The sequence below is a fragment of the Mesorhizobium sp. P170090 genome, assembly GCF_057786115.1.
In genome coordinates this window covers 4,438,279-4,453,920 of sequence record NZ_JBYNWH010000001.1, presented here as the reverse complement: position 1 = coordinate 4,453,920, position 15,642 = coordinate 4,438,279, and the positions used below count along the sequence as shown (strand labels likewise).

17 protein-coding genes and 3 tRNA genes are annotated in these 15,642 nt (G+C 62.0%); 13 read left to right on the top strand and 7 right to left on the bottom strand.

Annotated elements, in window-relative coordinates; genetic code table 11:
• Nucleotides 1-13 precede the first annotated feature (13 nt).
• A tRNA-Thr gene (locus AC3EML_RS21650) sits at nucleotides 14-89 on the bottom strand.
• Nucleotides 90-247: 158 nt separating this feature from the next.
• Between AC3EML_RS21650 and AC3EML_RS21645 the strand changes: the two genes are divergently transcribed.
• The 3 genes from AC3EML_RS21645 (at nucleotide 248) to AC3EML_RS21635 (ending at nucleotide 1,271) form a co-directional block, all read left to right on the top strand.
• A complete protein-coding gene (locus AC3EML_RS21645) occupies nucleotides 248-430 on the top strand; it encodes a hypothetical protein (protein WP_023667458.1) in 183 nt (60 codons plus the stop codon).
• A gap of 120 nt (nucleotides 431-550) precedes the next feature.
• A complete protein-coding gene (locus AC3EML_RS21640; protein ID WP_023688402.1) occupies nucleotides 551-760 on the top strand; it encodes a hypothetical protein in 210 nt (69 codons plus the stop codon).
• A gap of 202 nt (nucleotides 761-962) precedes the next feature.
• Entirely contained in the window at nucleotides 963-1,271 is a 309-nt protein-coding gene (locus tag AC3EML_RS21635) for a BA14K family protein (protein ID WP_023667455.1), read from the top strand.
• Between the two features lie 74 nt (nucleotides 1,272-1,345).
• Here AC3EML_RS21635 and AC3EML_RS21630 read toward each other — a convergent pair whose 3' ends face one another.
• Together AC3EML_RS21630 and bhcR are read right to left on the bottom strand one after the other, a co-directional pair.
• On the bottom strand, nucleotides 1,346-1,741 hold the full coding sequence (locus AC3EML_RS21630) for a hypothetical protein (protein WP_352563352.1): 396 nt from the start codon (nucleotides 1,739-1,741) through the stop codon (nucleotides 1,346-1,348).
• A gap of 20 nt (nucleotides 1,742-1,761) precedes the next feature.
• Entirely contained in the window at nucleotides 1,762-2,580 is an 819-nt protein-coding gene (gene bhcR, locus AC3EML_RS21625; protein WP_023667454.1) for an HTH-type transcriptional regulator BhcR, read from the bottom strand.
• Nucleotides 2,581-2,783: 203 nt separating this feature from the next.
• Here bhcR and gcl point away from each other — a divergent pair, with 203 nt between their 5' ends.
• The 3 genes from gcl (at nucleotide 2,784) to AC3EML_RS21610 (ending at nucleotide 6,632) form a co-directional block, all read left to right on the top strand.
• Complete coding sequence (gcl, locus tag AC3EML_RS21620; protein WP_352520401.1) at nucleotides 2,784-4,565, top strand: glyoxylate carboligase; 1,782 nt, start codon at nucleotides 2,784-2,786, stop codon at nucleotides 4,563-4,565.
• A gap of 168 nt (nucleotides 4,566-4,733) precedes the next feature.
• On the top strand, nucleotides 4,734-5,531 hold the full coding sequence (hyi, locus tag AC3EML_RS21615) for a hydroxypyruvate isomerase (RefSeq protein ID WP_023715773.1): 798 nt from the start codon (nucleotides 4,734-4,736) through the stop codon (nucleotides 5,529-5,531).
• A 156-nt stretch (nucleotides 5,532-5,687) separates the two neighbouring features.
• The gene (locus AC3EML_RS21610; RefSeq protein ID WP_352520400.1) at nucleotides 5,688-6,632 is read left to right on the top strand and encodes a 2-hydroxy-3-oxopropionate reductase; all 945 of its coding nucleotides are present in this window, start codon (nucleotides 5,688-5,690) and stop codon (nucleotides 6,630-6,632) included.
• 43 nt (nucleotides 6,633-6,675) lie between these two features.
• Here the strand turns inward: AC3EML_RS21610 and rlmB are convergent, their stop codons facing one another.
• Nucleotides 6,676-7,527 (bottom strand): 23S rRNA (guanosine(2251)-2'-O)-methyltransferase RlmB, encoded by an 852-nt coding sequence (gene rlmB, locus AC3EML_RS21605; RefSeq protein ID WP_023681467.1) that lies wholly within the window; start codon nucleotides 7,525-7,527, stop codon nucleotides 6,676-6,678.
• Nucleotides 7,528-7,737: 210 nt separating this feature from the next.
• Between rlmB and AC3EML_RS21600 the strand changes: the two genes are divergently transcribed.
• The 3 genes from AC3EML_RS21600 to AC3EML_RS21590 all read left to right on the top strand — a co-directional run bounded on the left by AC3EML_RS21600 (nucleotide 7,738) and on the right by AC3EML_RS21590 (nucleotide 9,106).
• Nucleotides 7,738-7,822 (top strand) — tRNA-Tyr (locus AC3EML_RS21600).
• 28 nt (nucleotides 7,823-7,850) lie between these two features.
• A tRNA-Gly gene (locus AC3EML_RS21595) sits at nucleotides 7,851-7,924 on the top strand.
• A 306-nt stretch (nucleotides 7,925-8,230) separates the two neighbouring features.
• The gene (locus AC3EML_RS21590) at nucleotides 8,231-9,106 is read left to right on the top strand and encodes a hypothetical protein (protein ID WP_352520399.1); all 876 of its coding nucleotides are present in this window, start codon (nucleotides 8,231-8,233) and stop codon (nucleotides 9,104-9,106) included.
• Between the two features lie 23 nt (nucleotides 9,107-9,129).
• Here AC3EML_RS21590 and AC3EML_RS21585 read toward each other — a convergent pair whose 3' ends face one another.
• Complete coding sequence (locus AC3EML_RS21585) at nucleotides 9,130-9,519, bottom strand: VOC family protein (RefSeq protein ID WP_352520398.1); 390 nt, start codon at nucleotides 9,517-9,519, stop codon at nucleotides 9,130-9,132.
• A gap of 98 nt (nucleotides 9,520-9,617) precedes the next feature.
• Between AC3EML_RS21585 and AC3EML_RS21580 the strand changes: the two genes are divergently transcribed.
• On the top strand, nucleotides 9,618-10,505 hold the full coding sequence (locus tag AC3EML_RS21580; RefSeq protein WP_023688410.1) for a helix-turn-helix transcriptional regulator: 888 nt from the start codon (nucleotides 9,618-9,620) through the stop codon (nucleotides 10,503-10,505).
• Here AC3EML_RS21580 and AC3EML_RS21575 read toward each other — a convergent pair.
• Nucleotides 10,502-10,978: a YidB family protein gene (locus AC3EML_RS21575; RefSeq protein ID WP_023667447.1), complete on the bottom strand. Its 477-nt coding sequence runs from the start codon at nucleotides 10,976-10,978 to the stop codon at nucleotides 10,502-10,504. The two genes, AC3EML_RS21580 and AC3EML_RS21575, sit on opposite strands and share 4 nt — an antisense overlap.
• Nucleotides 10,979-11,108: 130 nt before the next feature.
• Between AC3EML_RS21575 and AC3EML_RS21570 the strand changes: the two genes are divergently transcribed.
• Nucleotides 11,109-11,366, top strand: coding sequence for a GlsB/YeaQ/YmgE family stress response membrane protein (locus AC3EML_RS21570; RefSeq protein WP_023688411.1), 258 nt, complete (start codon nucleotides 11,109-11,111; stop codon nucleotides 11,364-11,366).
• Nucleotides 11,367-11,431: 65 nt separating this feature from the next.
• Here the strand turns inward: AC3EML_RS21570 and AC3EML_RS21565 are convergent, their stop codons facing one another.
• A complete protein-coding gene (locus tag AC3EML_RS21565) occupies nucleotides 11,432-12,319 on the bottom strand; it encodes a DMT family transporter (protein ID WP_023681464.1) in 888 nt (295 codons plus the stop codon).
• Between the two features lie 312 nt (nucleotides 12,320-12,631).
• On the opposite strand from AC3EML_RS21565, the gene tuf reads away from it, so the two are divergent.
• Both tuf and AC3EML_RS21555 read left to right on the top strand, forming a co-directional pair.
• Nucleotides 12,632-13,807: an elongation factor Tu gene (gene tuf / locus AC3EML_RS21560; RefSeq protein ID WP_023723394.1), complete on the top strand. Its 1,176-nt coding sequence runs from the start codon at nucleotides 12,632-12,634 to the stop codon at nucleotides 13,805-13,807.
• A 147-nt stretch (nucleotides 13,808-13,954) separates the two neighbouring features.
• Nucleotides 13,955-15,589: a COG3904 family protein gene (locus tag AC3EML_RS21555; RefSeq protein WP_488505309.1), complete on the top strand. Its 1,635-nt coding sequence runs from the start codon at nucleotides 13,955-13,957 to the stop codon at nucleotides 15,587-15,589.
• Nucleotides 15,590-15,642: the final 53 nt, after the last annotated feature.

Below are 15,642 nucleotides of genomic sequence, written 5' to 3'. Positions count from 1 at the left end.
TCCGCTGGCTTTCTGGTGCCCCCGGACGGAATCGAACCGCCGACCTTCGGTTTACAAAACCGCTGCTCTACCAGCTGAGCTACAAGGGCACGGCGCTCCGGTTAGCATATTTCGTGCGCCAGTAAAGACAAAACTCCGTTTTCGATCGCTAATGGACCCCGCCGAGGTGGGCGGGCCGCCATGCTGAAAACCGCCAATGCGATCCCTACATATCTCTCAGGTGCAAACGCATCGAACGGGGTGTCGCATGATCAGACTTGTCATCATCCTGCCGCTTGTCGTCATTGCCTGGCTGCTTGCGGTAAAGCTCATCAGGGACGTGAAGAGCGCCAATGTCGACTGGACCGGCATCGCCGCCATCGTCGGTTTTATCGCGATGGCGTTTTGGCTGCGGCATGTGACTGGGATGGGGATGAATGGTGAATGGTGAATGGGCGAACGCCTTTCGGACCATTGACTACTCACTACTCGCTCAAAACCTCGAACCTTTCACCACGTCACCGCGACTGATCTCCAGAGGCGAATGGTCGCCTCGATCAAGGAGATCATCATGTTGAAGCGCAGTCTTACTTCGGGCCTGGTCGCCATCTTCGTCGCCACCGGCGCGCTCGCCGGTACCGTGCAGTCGTCCTCCGCTCACAGCCATCATCACCACCATCACAAGCACCACGACAAGCCCTCTTGGTGGTGGAACCATCAACACAAGCACCATCACCACAAGCATCATCATCACCACGGCAAGGTGATCATCTTCCTTTGAGCGAGACGACCTGCCTCGCGGAAGGGCGGCTTCGGCCGCCCTTTTTTGCGTTGAGCGCTCGATCGATCAGATCTTGGTTTCCATCGGCTGATTTCCGGCCTTCAAGAAAATCCCAAATTCTTTCGAACCTTTTTCCGCGCCGAAACGACAGATGATCAAGAGGCGGATGGATCGCCTCTCGCAACGAAACAAGGAGATCGTCATGTTCACGCGCAAAATCGCTTCTGCCCTCATCGCCAGCACCGTCGCCGCCACCTCGCTGGTCGGCACCGTCCAGCCCTCGGCCGCCCACAGCCATCACCACAACCGCGAAATCGGCATCGGCATCGCCGCCGGCGTCGGCGGCTTCGTGCTCGGCAGCCTGCTCAACCAGCAGCCCCGCACCGTCTATGTCGACGACGAGGGTGGTTCCTGGCACGTCCGCCGCTGCGCCAATCGCTACGCCAGCTACGATCCGTACTCCGACACCTATGTCGGCTATGACGGCTACCGCCACTATTGCCGCCTCTAAGAGGAGGCTCCCCACAAGAAGGAGGGGCTGTACGCAGCCCCTCTTTCCTACATTTGAGCGCGTGGCAGTGTCAGCTACGGTTTGGAGATCGGTAATCCGGCTGCATGGCAGGTGCCGACAACACCACCGCTCGCATTCAGCGATTGATCGCCCATGGCGATGAGTTCGAAGCTGCTTCCTTCATCCGGATAGATCTTGGCGGCGAACGGTTGGTCTGTTGTATGACCACCGGACGATGACTTCGCGGCGACATGGCCGCAGACCACGATTTCCCGGCGGCCGTTGAGCGTCCGCTCGCCGGCGCGCATCGTCCCGAATTTGGCGGATACAGGATCCTGCAAATGCTGGCGAATGCCGATCGTGATTGTCTCCTCCAAAGCGAGCGAGATCGGAATCTCGCTGACTTGCTGGGAGACAGGGGCGGGTTCGGGCGCCGTCGCCACGCATCCGCACAGTGAAGCGGCGAGCAAAAGCTGAAGCGTTCTCCGCATTATGATCGGAACCCGCCGATCATCCTCGTCACCTCAGCGGCGGCGTCGCGCACCAGCGGCCCGATCTCGTCCAGCCGCTCCATCGTCACCCGCACCGTCGGTCCGGAGACCGAGACACCGCCGATCGGCTCGCCGAACTCGTTGAAAATGGCGGCGGCCACGCAGCGCATGCCGGGATGCCGCTCCTCGTCGTCGACCGACCAGCCACGGTGCTTGATGACAGCCAGGTCATGGGCCAGCGCCGAAATGTCGGACAGCGTCTTGTCGGTGAAGCGCTGCAGGCCCGACTTGCGCAGGATGGCGGCGACGCGTTCCGGCTCGAGCTGCGCCAGCACCGCCTTGCCGATGCCCGAGGCATGGAAAGAGCTGCGCGTGCCCGGGCGGAAGAAGGCGCGGATCGCCTGATGGGTCTCGACCTGGCTGACGAAAACGACGCAATCGTCCTCGGCGACGCCGAGATTGGCGGTTTCACCGGTCTTCTCCATCAATTCCTGCATGACCACGCGGGCCCGGTCGACAAGCTTGCGGCGGCGCAGGAAGGCGGCACCCATGCGGTAGGTCTCGACGCCGATCGACCACAGCTGGTCCGATGTATCGAACTCGACCATGCCGTGGTTCTGCAGCGTCGTCAGCATGCGGTAGGCGGTGGACGCCGCGAGCTCGCTACGCGCCGAAATCTCGCTCAGCGACAGGCCACTGCCTTCAGCGACGATGGCCAGGATGCGCAAGGCCCGGTCCAGCGACTGTACAGAACCGGCCTCGGACGGACCGTTGAAAGCGCGCGGCCGGCCGCGCTGGCGTTTTTCGCTGGTTTCCATGGCGGCATTGTCGCCGGTTTCGCCGAAATCGCAATGAAAAACTTTTTCACAGATTCTGGTGCCCGGATTCATGAAAAACGGAAAAGCCAGCGAAATCAGTGGACAGGAGCCGTTTTCTAGAAATGAAAAATTATTCTGAAAAAATTGAAAAATGAAAACCATACTGGCATTGTCGGTCGACCAACAATTTGCGGAGGCTGGACATGGCCAGGATGCGCGCTGTAGATGCAGCGGTTCTCGTTCTCGAAAAGGAAGGCGTTTCCTGCGGCTTCGGCGTGCCGGGCGCGGCGATCAATCCGTTCTATTCGGCGCTGAAGGCGAGGGGCTCGATCCGCCACATCCTGGCGCGCCATGTCGAGGCGGCCTCGCATATGGCCGAGGGCTACACGAGAGCTAAATCAGGCAATATCGGGCTGTGCATCGGCACGTCGGGCCCGGCCGGCACCGACATGGTCACCGGGCTCTATTCGGCGGCGGCGGACTCCATCCCGATCCTGTGCATCACTGGTCAGGCGCCGCGGGCACGGCTCAACAAGGAGGATTTCCAGGCGGTCGATATCGCCGCCATAGCCGCACCCGTCGCCAAATGGGCGGTCACGGTCATGGAGCCCTATCTCGTGCCGATGGCGCTGCAGAAGGGATTTCACCTGATGCGCTCGTCGCGACCGGGCCCGGTGCTCATCGACCTGCCGGTCGACGTGCAATTGGCCGAGATCGAATTCGATATCGATGCCTATGAACCGCTGGTCCCGTTCAAGCCGGCAATGTCGCGCGCCCAGGCCGAAAAGGCCTTGGCGATGCTCAATGCCGCGGAAAAGCCGCTGATCGTCGCCGGCGGCGGCATCATCAACGCCGATGCGTCGGATCTGTTGATCGAATTTGCCGAGATAACGGGCGTGCCGGTCATCCCGACGCTAATGGGCTGGGGCGCGATCCCCGACGACCACCGGCTGATGGCCGGCATGTGCGGGCTGCAGACCTCGCATCGCTACGGCAATGCGACGATGTTGGAAGCCGATTTCGTCTTTGGCATCGGCAATCGCTGGGCCAACCGCCACACCGGTTCGGTCGATGTCTACACCAAGGGCAAGAAATTCATCCATGTCGACATCGAACCGACCCAGATCGGCCGGGTGTTCGCGCCGGATCTCGGCGTCGTCTCGGACGCCGGTGCGGCACTGAAGATGCTGCTCGACGTCGCCACCGAATGGAAGACGGCAGGAAAGCTGCGCGACTGGTCGGGCTGGGCGAAGGAATGCCAGACCCGCAAGAAGACGATGAAGCGCAAGACGCATTTCGAGCAGGTGCCGCTGAAGCCGCAGCGCGTCTATGAGGAGATGAACAAGTCGTTCGGCCGTGACACCACCTACGTCACCACGATCGGCCTCTCGCAGATCGCCGGGGCGCAGTTCCTGCATGTCTACAAGCCGCGCAACTGGATCAATTGCGGCCAGGCCGGCCCGCTCGGCTGGACGCTGCCGGCAGCGCTTGGCGTGCGCGCCGCCGATCCGGATCGCACCATCGTGGCGCTGTCGGGCGACTACGACTTCCAGTTCATGATCGAGGAACTGGCGGCCGGCGCACAGCACAAACTGCCGTATATCCATGTCGTCGTGAACAATGCCTATCTCGGCCTGATCCGCCAGGCGCAGCGCGGTTTTGCGATGGATTTCGAGGTGAGCCTGGCCTTCGAGAACGTCAACCGCGCCAACGATCCGGAGGCCGGCTACGGCGTCGATCATGTCGCGGTCGCAGAAGCGATGGGCTGCAAGGCGGTCCGGGTGCGCAAACCGGAAGAGTTCGCCGGCGCGTTCAAGGAAGCGCAGCGGCTGATGAAGGAATACCAGGTGCCGGTGGTGCTCGAATTCATCCTCGAGCGCGTCACCAACATTTCCATGGGCACGGAAATCGACAAGATCACCGAATTCGAGGACCTTGCCGAAAGCCATGAGGATGCGCCAACGGCGATTGTGTTGCTCGATTAGGCGCGCCGATATTCAGGTGAGACAGGCCTGCAAACGGCGCCTTCCTGCGCTTCCGGTGCTCACGTACAGAAAGTACGTTCCGCTCCGGTTTTCGAAAGTCACCGTTTTCGACTCTGCCCGACCTGAATCTCAACACGCCTAGGGCCAAGCAGAAGAAGGAGAAAAAGAATGCCGCGTTTTTCAGCCAATCTGTCGATGCTCTTTGGCGAGCATGAGTTCCTCGATCGCTTCGATGCCGCAGCCCGCGCCGGCTTCAAGGGCGTCGAATATATCGGCCCCTATGATCATACGCCTGACGTGGTCGCGGCCCGGCTGAAGAAGAACGGCCTGACACAGGTGCTGTTCAACCTCCCGGCCGGCGACTGGGGCAACGGCGAGCGCGGCATCGCGGTTTTGCCCGACCGCGCGCCGGAATTCCGGCAAGGCATCGCCAAGGCGATCAGCTATGCCCATGCGCTCGGCTGCGAGCAGGTCAATTGCCTCGCCGGCATCGCGCCGCAGGGCGTGGATCGTTCGGTGCTGGAAAATACTTTAGCCGAGAACCTCGCGTTTGCAGCCGAGAAACTGGAGCAGGCCGGCATCCGGCTTTTGATCGAGCCGATCAACACGCGCGACATACCGGGTTTTTTCCTGAACTATTCGGAGCAGGCGCTGGCGCTGATCGAGCGCGTCGGTTCGAAGAACCTGTTCCTGCAATACGACATCTATCACATGCAGATCATGGAGGGGGATCTCGCCCGTACCATCGAGGCCAACCTCGGCCGCATCGCGCATATCCAGCTTGCGGACAATCCCGGCCGTCACGAGCCGGGGACGGGCGAGATCAATTATCCCTTCCTCTACGAGCATATCGACAGGATCGGCTATTCCGGCTGGGTCGGAGCGGAATACAAACCGAAGGCGGGGACGGAGGCTGGGCTGGGGTGGTTTCGGGAGCTTAACGGGCAGGGGAGTGCCGCGGCTTAGCTGTTACGATTGAAGTCGCGTTCCTTCGCGCCCCCCTCTGGCCTGCCGGCCATCTCCCCCACAGGTGGGGAGATCGGACGTCATCCGGCTTTCGCTCCCCAACATTGCAGGGTGAGCGAGGCGCCGAAACTGCCGATCTCCCCACAAGTGGGGGAGATGGCCGGCAGGCCAGAGGGGGCGCGAAGGAACTCAGCCTCAACAAAGGAGAAAACAATGGAAACCATCGGCTTCATCGGCCTTGGCATCATGGGCGCGCCGATGGCGGGGCATCTCCTGGATGCCGGCTACGCCGTCATTGCCAGCGACCACCGCTCGAAGCCGCCGGCCGATCTCGTCGCCAAGGGCTTGAGAAGCATCACCGGCCACGCGGCAGTGGCGAAGGCCGCGGATATCGTCATCACCATGGTTCCCGACACCCCGCAGGTAGCCGAGGTGCTGTTCGGCGAGAACGGTGTCGCTTCCGGCCTGAGCAAGGGCAAGCTGGTCATCGACATGAGCTCGATCTCGCCGATCGAGACCAAGGTTTTCGCCAAGAAAATCAACGATCTCGGCTGCGACTATCTTGACGCGCCGGTGTCGGGCGGCGAGGTCGGCGCAAAGGCGGCGTCCCTGACCATCATGGTCGGCGGCGAGGACAAGGCGTTCGAGCGCGCCAAGCCCGTGTTCGAAAAGATGGGCAAGAACGTCACGCTTGTCGGCCCGAACGGCGTCGGCCAGACCACCAAGGTTGCCAACCAGATCGTCGTAGCCCTGACCATCGAGGCGGTCGCCGAGGCGCTGGTCTTTGCCGCAAAAGCCGGCGCCGACCCCGCCAAGGTCCGGCAGGCGCTGATGGGCGGGCTGGCGGCATCGCGCATCCTCGAGGTGCATGGCGAGCGCATGATAAAGCGCACCTTCGCGCCGGGCTTCCGCATCGAACTGCACCAGAAGGATCTCAGCCTGGCGCTGGAAGGCGCCAAGGCGCTCGGCGTCTCATTGCCCAACACCTCGACGACGCAGCAGCTGTTCAACTCGTGCGCGGCGAATGGCGGGGCGAAAGAGGATCATTCGGCGCTGGTGCGGGCGCTGGAGCGGATGGCGGGGCATGAAGTGGGTGAATAGTGAACGGTGACGGTAAGAACGCTTTCCATTCAGCATTCACTATTCACTTTCCAAGGAACTTCCGTGCCGCATAAAGGCTCACCGCCGCGGCGTTCGACACGTTGAGCGAGCGGATGGCGCCGGGCATGTCGAGGCGGGCGAGTGTCGTCACCGTCTCGCGCGTCTTCTGGCGCAGGCCCTTGCCTTCGGCGCCGAGCACCAGGGCTATCTTTTCGCCTGAAAAACTCGTTTCGAGTTCGGCCGGCCCGTCCGAATCGAGGCCGATGGTCTGGAAGCCGGCTTCGTGCAGCTGTTCCAGCGCGTCGGCGAGGTTCTTCACCTCGACCTGGTCGATATGTTCCAGCGCGCCGGAGGCGGATTTGGCCAGCACGCCGGATTCCTGCGGGCTGTGGCGGGCCGTGGTGATCAGCGCACCGGCGCCGAAGGCGACCGCCGAGCGCAGGATGGCGCCGACATTGTGCGGGTCGGTGACCTGGTCGAGCACCAGCACCAGTTTGGTATCGCCGAGCGCGTCAAGGCGCTTGGGCTTCAGCGGCTCGGCCTCGATCAGCACGCCCTGGTGGACGGCGTCCGAACCGGTGATCTTGTCGATGTCCTTCGGCTCGACCAGTTCGGCCTTGAACGGCAAAGCGGCGAGGTCGGCGATCGCCAGCCGCTCGGCGGCATTGCGCGTCACCAACATCTTTCTGATCCGCCGGCGCGGATTGTCGAGCGCGGCGCGCACCGTGTGCAGGCCATAAAGCCGCACCAGCCCGTCGGCGGCGTTCTCGCCCGGCGGCACCGGCTGGCGCGGCCGGAAGGCAGGCGCGCCGCCGGCCTTCTCGTCGCGATGAGCGCGACGCAGCTTGGCGTAGTGGGTGTCTTTGGCGGTCTTGGACGTGTTGTCATTGCTCATGGCCGGCTTCTATAGCCGCGTCGCCGGGCCATGGATACAGGCAGAAAGCCGGCTTGCCGGGTGAGCTGTCAAAATCAGCGCATTTTGCCTTGCGGTGCGGTTGACACCCACTGGCCTTGCCGCCATAAGGCGCTTCGCTGATTTCGGACAAAACCCTGGTTTCGACCTGATCGGCGAGAATGCCTCGTTGCAAGGCTTCGACGGCAGGCTGGAGAGGTGCCCGAGTGGTTAAAGGGGACGGACTGTAAATCCGTTAGCTTAGCTTACGTTGGTTCGAATCCAACCCTCTCCACCACTGCCAGCCCGCGAACCTTGAGGACGATGCGGGTATAGCTCAGTGGTAGAGCAGCAGCCTTCCAAGCTGAATATGCGGGTTCGATTCCCGCTACCCGCTCCAAACTCCCCGAAATCATCTAGCCGTCGCCATTGGCAGAACCTTGCAAAAACTTTGCTCGCTTCTCAGCCTAATCGGCTACGGTACGTGTTCTTCTGATCAGCGTGAGGTCGCTACGAACGCTATAGGCCCAGGGCTGAGGTTCATCCGCTAATATCCTTACAAAGGCGCGCCGGAACACGAGGGGAGCATATTCCTGCGGAAGGTTCTTCATGCGTGCTTCCGGGTCCCATTTGGGACGTATACTACGGTTCAATTTTCTGTAGCTATGCACGAATACAGTTTACTCTGAGTGAGTGTTGGCCCTTGATGATCGAAGGCGAATTCCACATCGTCGCGCATTGCCCAATTTGCGGGGTGCCCGCCGAAGCTTGGCCTGATGAAGTGCCCGGTCCGGACCTTTCGGCGGAATCAGCATCGGAAGCCGTGACAACAGGCGATATCGAAATAGAATGTGAAACATGTGGCGCCGAGTTTCCGGTCACGATAGTTGCTCACCTATCGGGTTGGGATGCTCATCTCACCGACGATCCAAGCAAAAAGGCCAAAATCGAGCGCATTGACTATTCTTATGACGATTGGCTCGAAGACCTGCAGCCGGAGCCTCACCCGCGCGAGATATTCGACCAAGCGATTCACGACTGGAGCGGTTTGCTGCAGGTGATAGCTGACAAAAAATCAGGTGTCGCAGCCGTCAACCGAATGCTTCTCGTGCAACTCTTCTCAATCCTCGAAGCTTACCTATCTGACGCGGTCATCAAGCTTGCCTTCGATGATGCTGAGGTCGCCAAAGCCATCGTAGAATGGCATCCGGACTTAAAAGAACAGCAAGTATCCTTGAAGAAAGTGGCGTCTGAACCGACTCTGGTCCGCGATATGGTCGTTGCGCAGCTCCGAAAGACGCAATTCCACCGCTTTGACTTCCTCAATGGTTTGCTGCGGGTGACTATTGGCCATCACCTGCTGCCAAAGGACAAGGCTCAACGCGATATGATCCTGCAGTCGGTTCAAAGTCGCCACCACTGCGTCCATCGAAATGGCCGCGACTCCGAGGGCAACGTCTTAAACATACTCACGGTAGAATATCTAAGCCGCCTAGCAGGTTGTTTTTCTGAAACAGTTGCAGGTCTGGCAGCGGCGATCGATAAGATCGAAGCCGAACGAAACAAAGACCTTCCGTTTTAAGCGATACCGTTGACGGTTGCCGCTTAGATCTCAGCGAATATCTCCACGACGTTGCCGTCGGGATCGCGGAAGAACACTGTTCTGTGGCCCCAGACCTGGTCGGTGAGCGGCAGGACCGGCTGCACGCCCTTGGCCTGAAGCGCCTCGGCGCAGGCCGCCACCATCTCCGGCGCCACCCGGAATGCCATCTGCAGCGACAGCGCATCCCGCTGCTGCGGCGTATCGTTGAACATCATGCCGAGGCTGGTCAAGGCCAGCGTGTTGGAGCCGACTCGGTATTCGATCCAGCGTTCGCTAAGCTCGCGCTTCAGCTCAAATTCCATCACATCCCCGTAGAAGTGCCGCATGGCGGCCATGTCGCGGGCGAAGATGACGGTGTAGTCGATCTGACGGATTTCATTGAGCGCATTCATTGTCGAAGTCCCGTGGGCTGATGTTCGATCGCCCGCAACCTAGCTTTCCTTTAAAGTAGTACAAGACTATAGCTTATACTGGTATCGGAGGTGACTGCATGCCATACGACGGCCCACGGCACGACGAGCTTGCCCGCTTCCTGCGCGAGCGGCGGGACCGCTTGCCGCGGATCGATGGCGCCAATGGCCGCCGCCGGGCGCCGGGCCTCAGGCGCGAAGAGGTCGCCGCCGAGGCGGGGATCAGCACCACCTGGTACACCTGGCTCGAGCAGGGACGGGAGGTGAACGCGTCGCCGCAGGTGCTTCGCTCGCTGGCGCGGGTGCTGAGACTGAGCCGGTCGGAGCAGGCCTATCTCTTCCAATTGGCGCGGCCCGATCTCGATTGGCGAAACCGGCTCGGCGCGCAAGGCCTGCCCAGCGCGCCGTTGCTCAGCCTGCTCGACGGGCTGGCGCCGCACCCGGCATATGTCGTCAATCGCTACTGGCAGGTCGTCGCCTGTAACCATCCGGCGGCGGTGCTGCTTGGGGATTTCGAGACGGATGATGAGTGGTCCGGCAGCCTGCTCGCCCGGCTGTTTCTCGACCTGGAATGGCGGCAGCGCTTTGTCGACTGGCCGGAGGTTTCGCGCTCGGCGGCGGCGCAGTTCCGGCTTGCCACTGTCGCCATGACTCGCGATCCGGTGCTGGCTGCGCTGGTTTCGTCACTGGAAGCGGCAAGCGAAGCGTTCGCCACGTGCTGGAACAGCCGCGACATCGCCGAGCCACCGATCTGGCGGAAATCCATCCGGCACCCTGTCGCCGGCGCGATGTCCTTCGATTTCGCCACGCTGCAGCCGGGCGGCCGCGACAGTGATTTCTCGGTTTCCGTCTACACGCCGGTCGATGCGTCGACTGCCAGGCGGTTCGCCGCGCTGGTCGGAGCAACGCCCGACAGCCGCAAGGCGGTGCCGGGCGTGTTTGCGCGTGATGCAGGCGCAGAAGTCTAGCTGTTGAAAGCGGACGCGACCTGGTGTTGCTGCGGCACCTGTCCGTTCGGCGTCAGTCTGTCGACAATGCCGGGCAGGGCTGTGGACAATTGCTTGAGCAACTCCTGCTCGTCCAGTCCGGTCCTTTGCGCGATCTCTCGAATGACCTGCGGGCCGATCGCCTTGCCCAGATCATTGGCGTTGATCGGCTGGTTCTGCCCGGTGCCGACCCATGAGTCAGCAACATTGCCTTGGCCGGCATTCTTGAGCTTGTCGAGCAGTCCGCCCAGTCCGCCAAGCAGGCCGCCGTCGCCTGAGGCCGTGGTTCCGGTGGGGGCTGGCGTTTGAGGCTGGGCGGGCTCGCCCGTCTCTTCGGCACTCGTCTGTTCGGCGCTTCTGCCGCTCAGCATCTTTCCCACCAGCAGCGCGCCGAGCGCGATCATCAGCGGTTTGGTGATGTTGCCGCCGGGCACGGCGTTGTCAAAAAGTCCCATAGGTCAATCCTCCATAACGACCAAGCCCGTCCCGCCGGCTACAATGGACCATGCGGGCGGAATTTCAAGTTGGCTTGAGCTTTTGACAATCATGTGACCATGATCGGCGGGCGGGGAATGGAGAGGAAAAATGGGCATTATCAGCTGGATCATCCTCGGCGTCATCGCCGGCTTTATCGGCAGCAAGATCGTCAACAAGACCGGCCAGGGCCTGATCATGGATATCGTGCTCGGCATTGTCGGCGCCATCGTCGGAGGGCTGATCTTCAGCGCCTTTGGCGCCACGGGTGTGACCGGCCTCAACATCTGGAGCCTGATCGTCGCCATCATCGGCGCGGTGGTCGTGCTGTGGGCCTATCACCAGTTCTCCGGCAAGCGAACGCTTTAGGCGCCAGTCTGCCGACTGGCCGACCGCAGGTCGGCCAAACCTGCTTCGACGCGTTGACTTGAAGGTCAGGCGACGACGGTCAGCCTGCGCTTGCGTTCATCAAGCGAGACGATGGTCAGCCCGCTCGCGACCACCAGCAGGATGCCGCAGACCGCCAGGGCATTCGGGAACTGGCCGAACACCAGAACGCCTGAGATGACCGCCCAGACGGTGAAGCAGTAGTAGAACGGCGCCACCACGCCGGTCGGACCGACGCGATAGGCCATGAAGATGAAGAAATGGCCGAAGATCAGGAAGAATCCGGCGCCGGCCATGAGCAGCAGGTGCCGGGCTTCCGGCATGACCCAGCGCTCGGAAACGAGATGCGCGGCGCCCGCGCCGATCAGCACCACCACAACGGCGGAAATGGCGACGATCATGCCCGGCACCTCGGCCGCGACCCGCCTGCCGGCAAGATCGCGCGCCGCCGCCAATGCCGCGTTGCCGAGCGCCAGCAACGCATAGACCGAGATGCCCTGCATGGTCGGCTGGGCCACCATAAGCGCACCGATGAAGCCGAGCCCGATCAGCGCCATGCGCACGCCGCCGATCCGTTCGCCGAACAGGATGGAGGAGCCGACCAGCATCAAAAGCGGGGTGATCTGCCCGAGCGCGGTCGAATCGGCGATCTGCATGTTGGCCAGCGCCACGACGTAGCAAAGGATGGCCGCCAGCTCGAGCAGGTTGCGGCGCAGCACGCGTTTGTCGAAGATCAATGGAATCTGCCTGCCATAGCCCAGCAGGAACAGCAGCGGCATGCCCCATAGCGTGGCCGCGACCCCGCGCAGGAACAGCACTTCATAGGACGGCAAGCCCGCGGTCGCGAGTTTCATCATCGTGTCGTTGACGAGGTACGACCCCGTCGAAACGATCATGAACAGCGGGCCGCGTATGGAGGTCGGTATGAATTGCATGGGGCAACCAAATCAGACCGCCGCCGTAGCGGCAATGGGCCAGGCGCCGGCTGCACATCCGGCAGGCAAAGGCCAGGACATGGGCGGGACAGGACATGGGCGGGAATAGCAAACAGGTGCTGGAGCCCGCAGCCCCCATTTCATTTCCGCTCGCGCGTTCCTATATCAGCGCCACATCCCGCAATCGGATCATCGGTTGAGACCGAGTGGACAGCGCACCCGGCCACAAGGCACTTGTGTTTTTCGGCCGTAGTCGCTAATCGCCCCGCATTCGACTGAACTGAAGGTCAAGGCCGTCCAAGGAAAGAGACTATGGCAAAAGGTAAATTCGAGCGTAACAAGCCTCATGTGAACATTGGCACGATTGGCCATGTCGATCATGGCAAGACGTCGCTGACGGCGGCGATCACGAAGTATTTTGGCGAGTACAAGCGCTACGACCAGATCGATGCGGCGCCCGAAGAGAAGGCCCGCGGCATCACGATTTCGACGGCGCACGTCGAATACGAGACGGCAGCGCGCCACTACGCCCATGTCGACTGCCCCGGCCACGCCGACTATGTGAAGAACATGATCACGGGCGCTGCGCAGATGGACGGCGCGATCCTGGTGGTGTCGGCCGCCGACGGCCCGATGCCGCAGACCCGCGAGCACATCCTGCTTGCCCGTCAGGTCGGCGTGCCGTCGATCGTGGTGTTCCTGAACAAGGTCGACCAGGTCGACGATGCCGAGCTGCTCGAACTGGTCGAGCTCGAGGTTCGCGAGCTTCTGTCGAAGAACGAGTTCCCCGGCGACGACATTCCGATCGTCAAGGGTTCGGCGCTGGCTGCTCTGGAAGATTCCAACAAGACCATCGGCGAAGATGCGATCCGCGAGTTGATGGCTGCGGTCGATGCCTATATCCCGACGCCGGTTCGTCCGCTGGACAAGCCGTTCCTGATGCCGATCGAAGACGTGTTCTCGATCTCGGGCCGTGGCACGGTCGTGACCGGCCGCGTCGAGCGCGGCATCGTCAAGGTCGGCGAGGAACTGGAAATCATCGGCATCCGCCCGACGACCAAGACGACCTGCACGGGCGTCGAGATGTTCCGCAAGCTGCTCGATCAGGGCCAGGCCGGCGACAACATCGGCGCGCTGCTGCGCGGCGTTGATCGTGAAGGCGTCGAGCGCGGCCAGGTTCTGGCCAAGCCCGGTACGGTGAAGCCGCACAAGAAGTTCGTGGCCGAAGCCTACATCCTGACCAAGGACGAAGGTGGCCGTCACACGCCGTTCTTCACCAACTACCGTCCGCAGTTCTACTTCCGCACGACCGACGTGACCGGCATCGTGTCGCTGCCGGAAGGCACGGAAATGGTTATGCCCGGCGACAACATCACGGTCGATGTCGAGCTGATCGTGCCGATCGCCATGGAAGAGAAGCTGCGCTTCGCCATCCGTGAAGGCGGCCGCACCGTCGGTGCGGGCATCGTCGTCACCATCAAAGAGTAATCGAGCCCGGCATCGCCGGATCGAAACGGATAGGGGCGGCCCTCGGGCCGCCCTTTTTCGTTGGCCAGATGTGCCTGTTTGGGGTCCCAATCTCTGTTGCAAGTCTGTGAGCCTCTACAGTATAGATTGGGTTGAGGGCTTGGTCGGATGGTTCCACAGCACCGTTTGCATAGTCGGCCATGGTTGGCACTGGGGCTGATCTGCCTGGTGTCGATGCTTGCCGTGGGCAGCGCCGCCTTCGCGGCCGAGACAAAAAATTCAGAGCCGGATCCGGATCCGCCGATGCGGTTCGTCGTCGTGCGTAGCGACGCGGCGGGCTGTGAGCCGACCTGTCCGGAATGGATATCGGCCGAGGGTGCCATATCGGCCAAGTCGCCGGCGCTGCTCAAGGCTGCCCTGAAAACGCTCGGCGGCCGCAAATTGCCGATCGTCATCAACTCTCCGGGCGGCGATGTCGATGCGGCCATCGCCATGGGCCGGATGATACGCAAGAACAAGCTCGACATCGCGGTCGGCAGGACGTGGTTCGTCGGCTGCGAGCCGGGGATGAAAAACTGCAAGGAGAACGACGCCAGAGGCGCGCACTATATCGGCAGCCCCTATGTGCTCGGCAGCTATTGCGCGTCCGCTTGTCCAATGATGCTGGCCGGCGGCACCAGGCGCCTGGTCGGGCCGCTGGCCTATCTCGGCGTCCACCAGATCACCACCACGATCGTGCAGATGAACGTGCAATATCAGGTCCGCTACCGGATCGTGAAAGGCAAGAAGCGGGTCATCAGCAAGAAGGTCGTCAGCCGCAAGAACACCGGCAGCTACAAGACCTACGAGATGAGCAAGGGGGTGGAGCGCAAGCTGTCCGCCTATTTCAAGGAGATGGGTGTCGACCTCAGCATTATCGAGACGATGAAGAGCACGCCGGCCAGCGACATCCAGCAGATCGACCTCAGCGACATGCTGACAATGAAGCTGGTCACCAGCGAAGACGCTGCAGATCTGCTGACCAGCGCAAGCCTGTGCAGGCTGAACCTTCCGGCTCCGAATTGCCGGGAGATACCGGAGAACAAGCCAGCCGGCGGCCTGCCGGACGTGGCAAAGGCTGCGCCGCTGCCGGTGAAGCCGGAGAGCGCGCCGCACGATGACGGCATGCGCTTTGTCGTGGTTCGCGGCAGCAACCCGCTCTGCAATCCCGACTGCCCGGAATGGATTGCAGCGCAAGGCGCGATTACGCCCCAGACGCCGCAGAAACTCAGCCAATTGCTCGCCACGCTTGGCAACCGGCGGCTGCCGGTGGTGATCAGCTCGCGAGGCGGAGACCTCTCCGGCGCCCTGGCGGCGGGCCGGATCATCCATGAAAAGAAGCTCGACGTTGCCGTTGCCCGCACCGATTTCGTCGGCTGCGACCCGGCAGAGTGGAATTGCCTGGCCAAGGACGGCGCCTATGCCGGGCTGAGCGTCGATGGCGACGGCGAGTGCGATTCGGCCTGCGCGCTCATGCTGGCCGGTGGCGCCAGGCGGCTTGTCGGTTCCCAGGCGCGGCTCAGCCTCTATCTGATGGGGCAGAAGCAGGCGGTCAAATCCTACCTCGACGAGATGGCGATCAGCCCCGCTTTGTTCCGGGCGCTCCAGGGCAGTTCGGTCGAGCGTCAGCTCGAACCCGACATGATGCTGGAGGTCGGCCTGACGACCGGGCGCCAGTCGGTGGATGCGCTGACGGGGTCCAGCATCTGCAGATCGGCGCCGAAACCTGAGAATTGCCGCGTGGTGCCGTCGTCCAATGGCTGATCGCGCCTATCGTCATGGAAGAGAAGCCTTGCTTCGCCTTCCGTGAAGGCGGC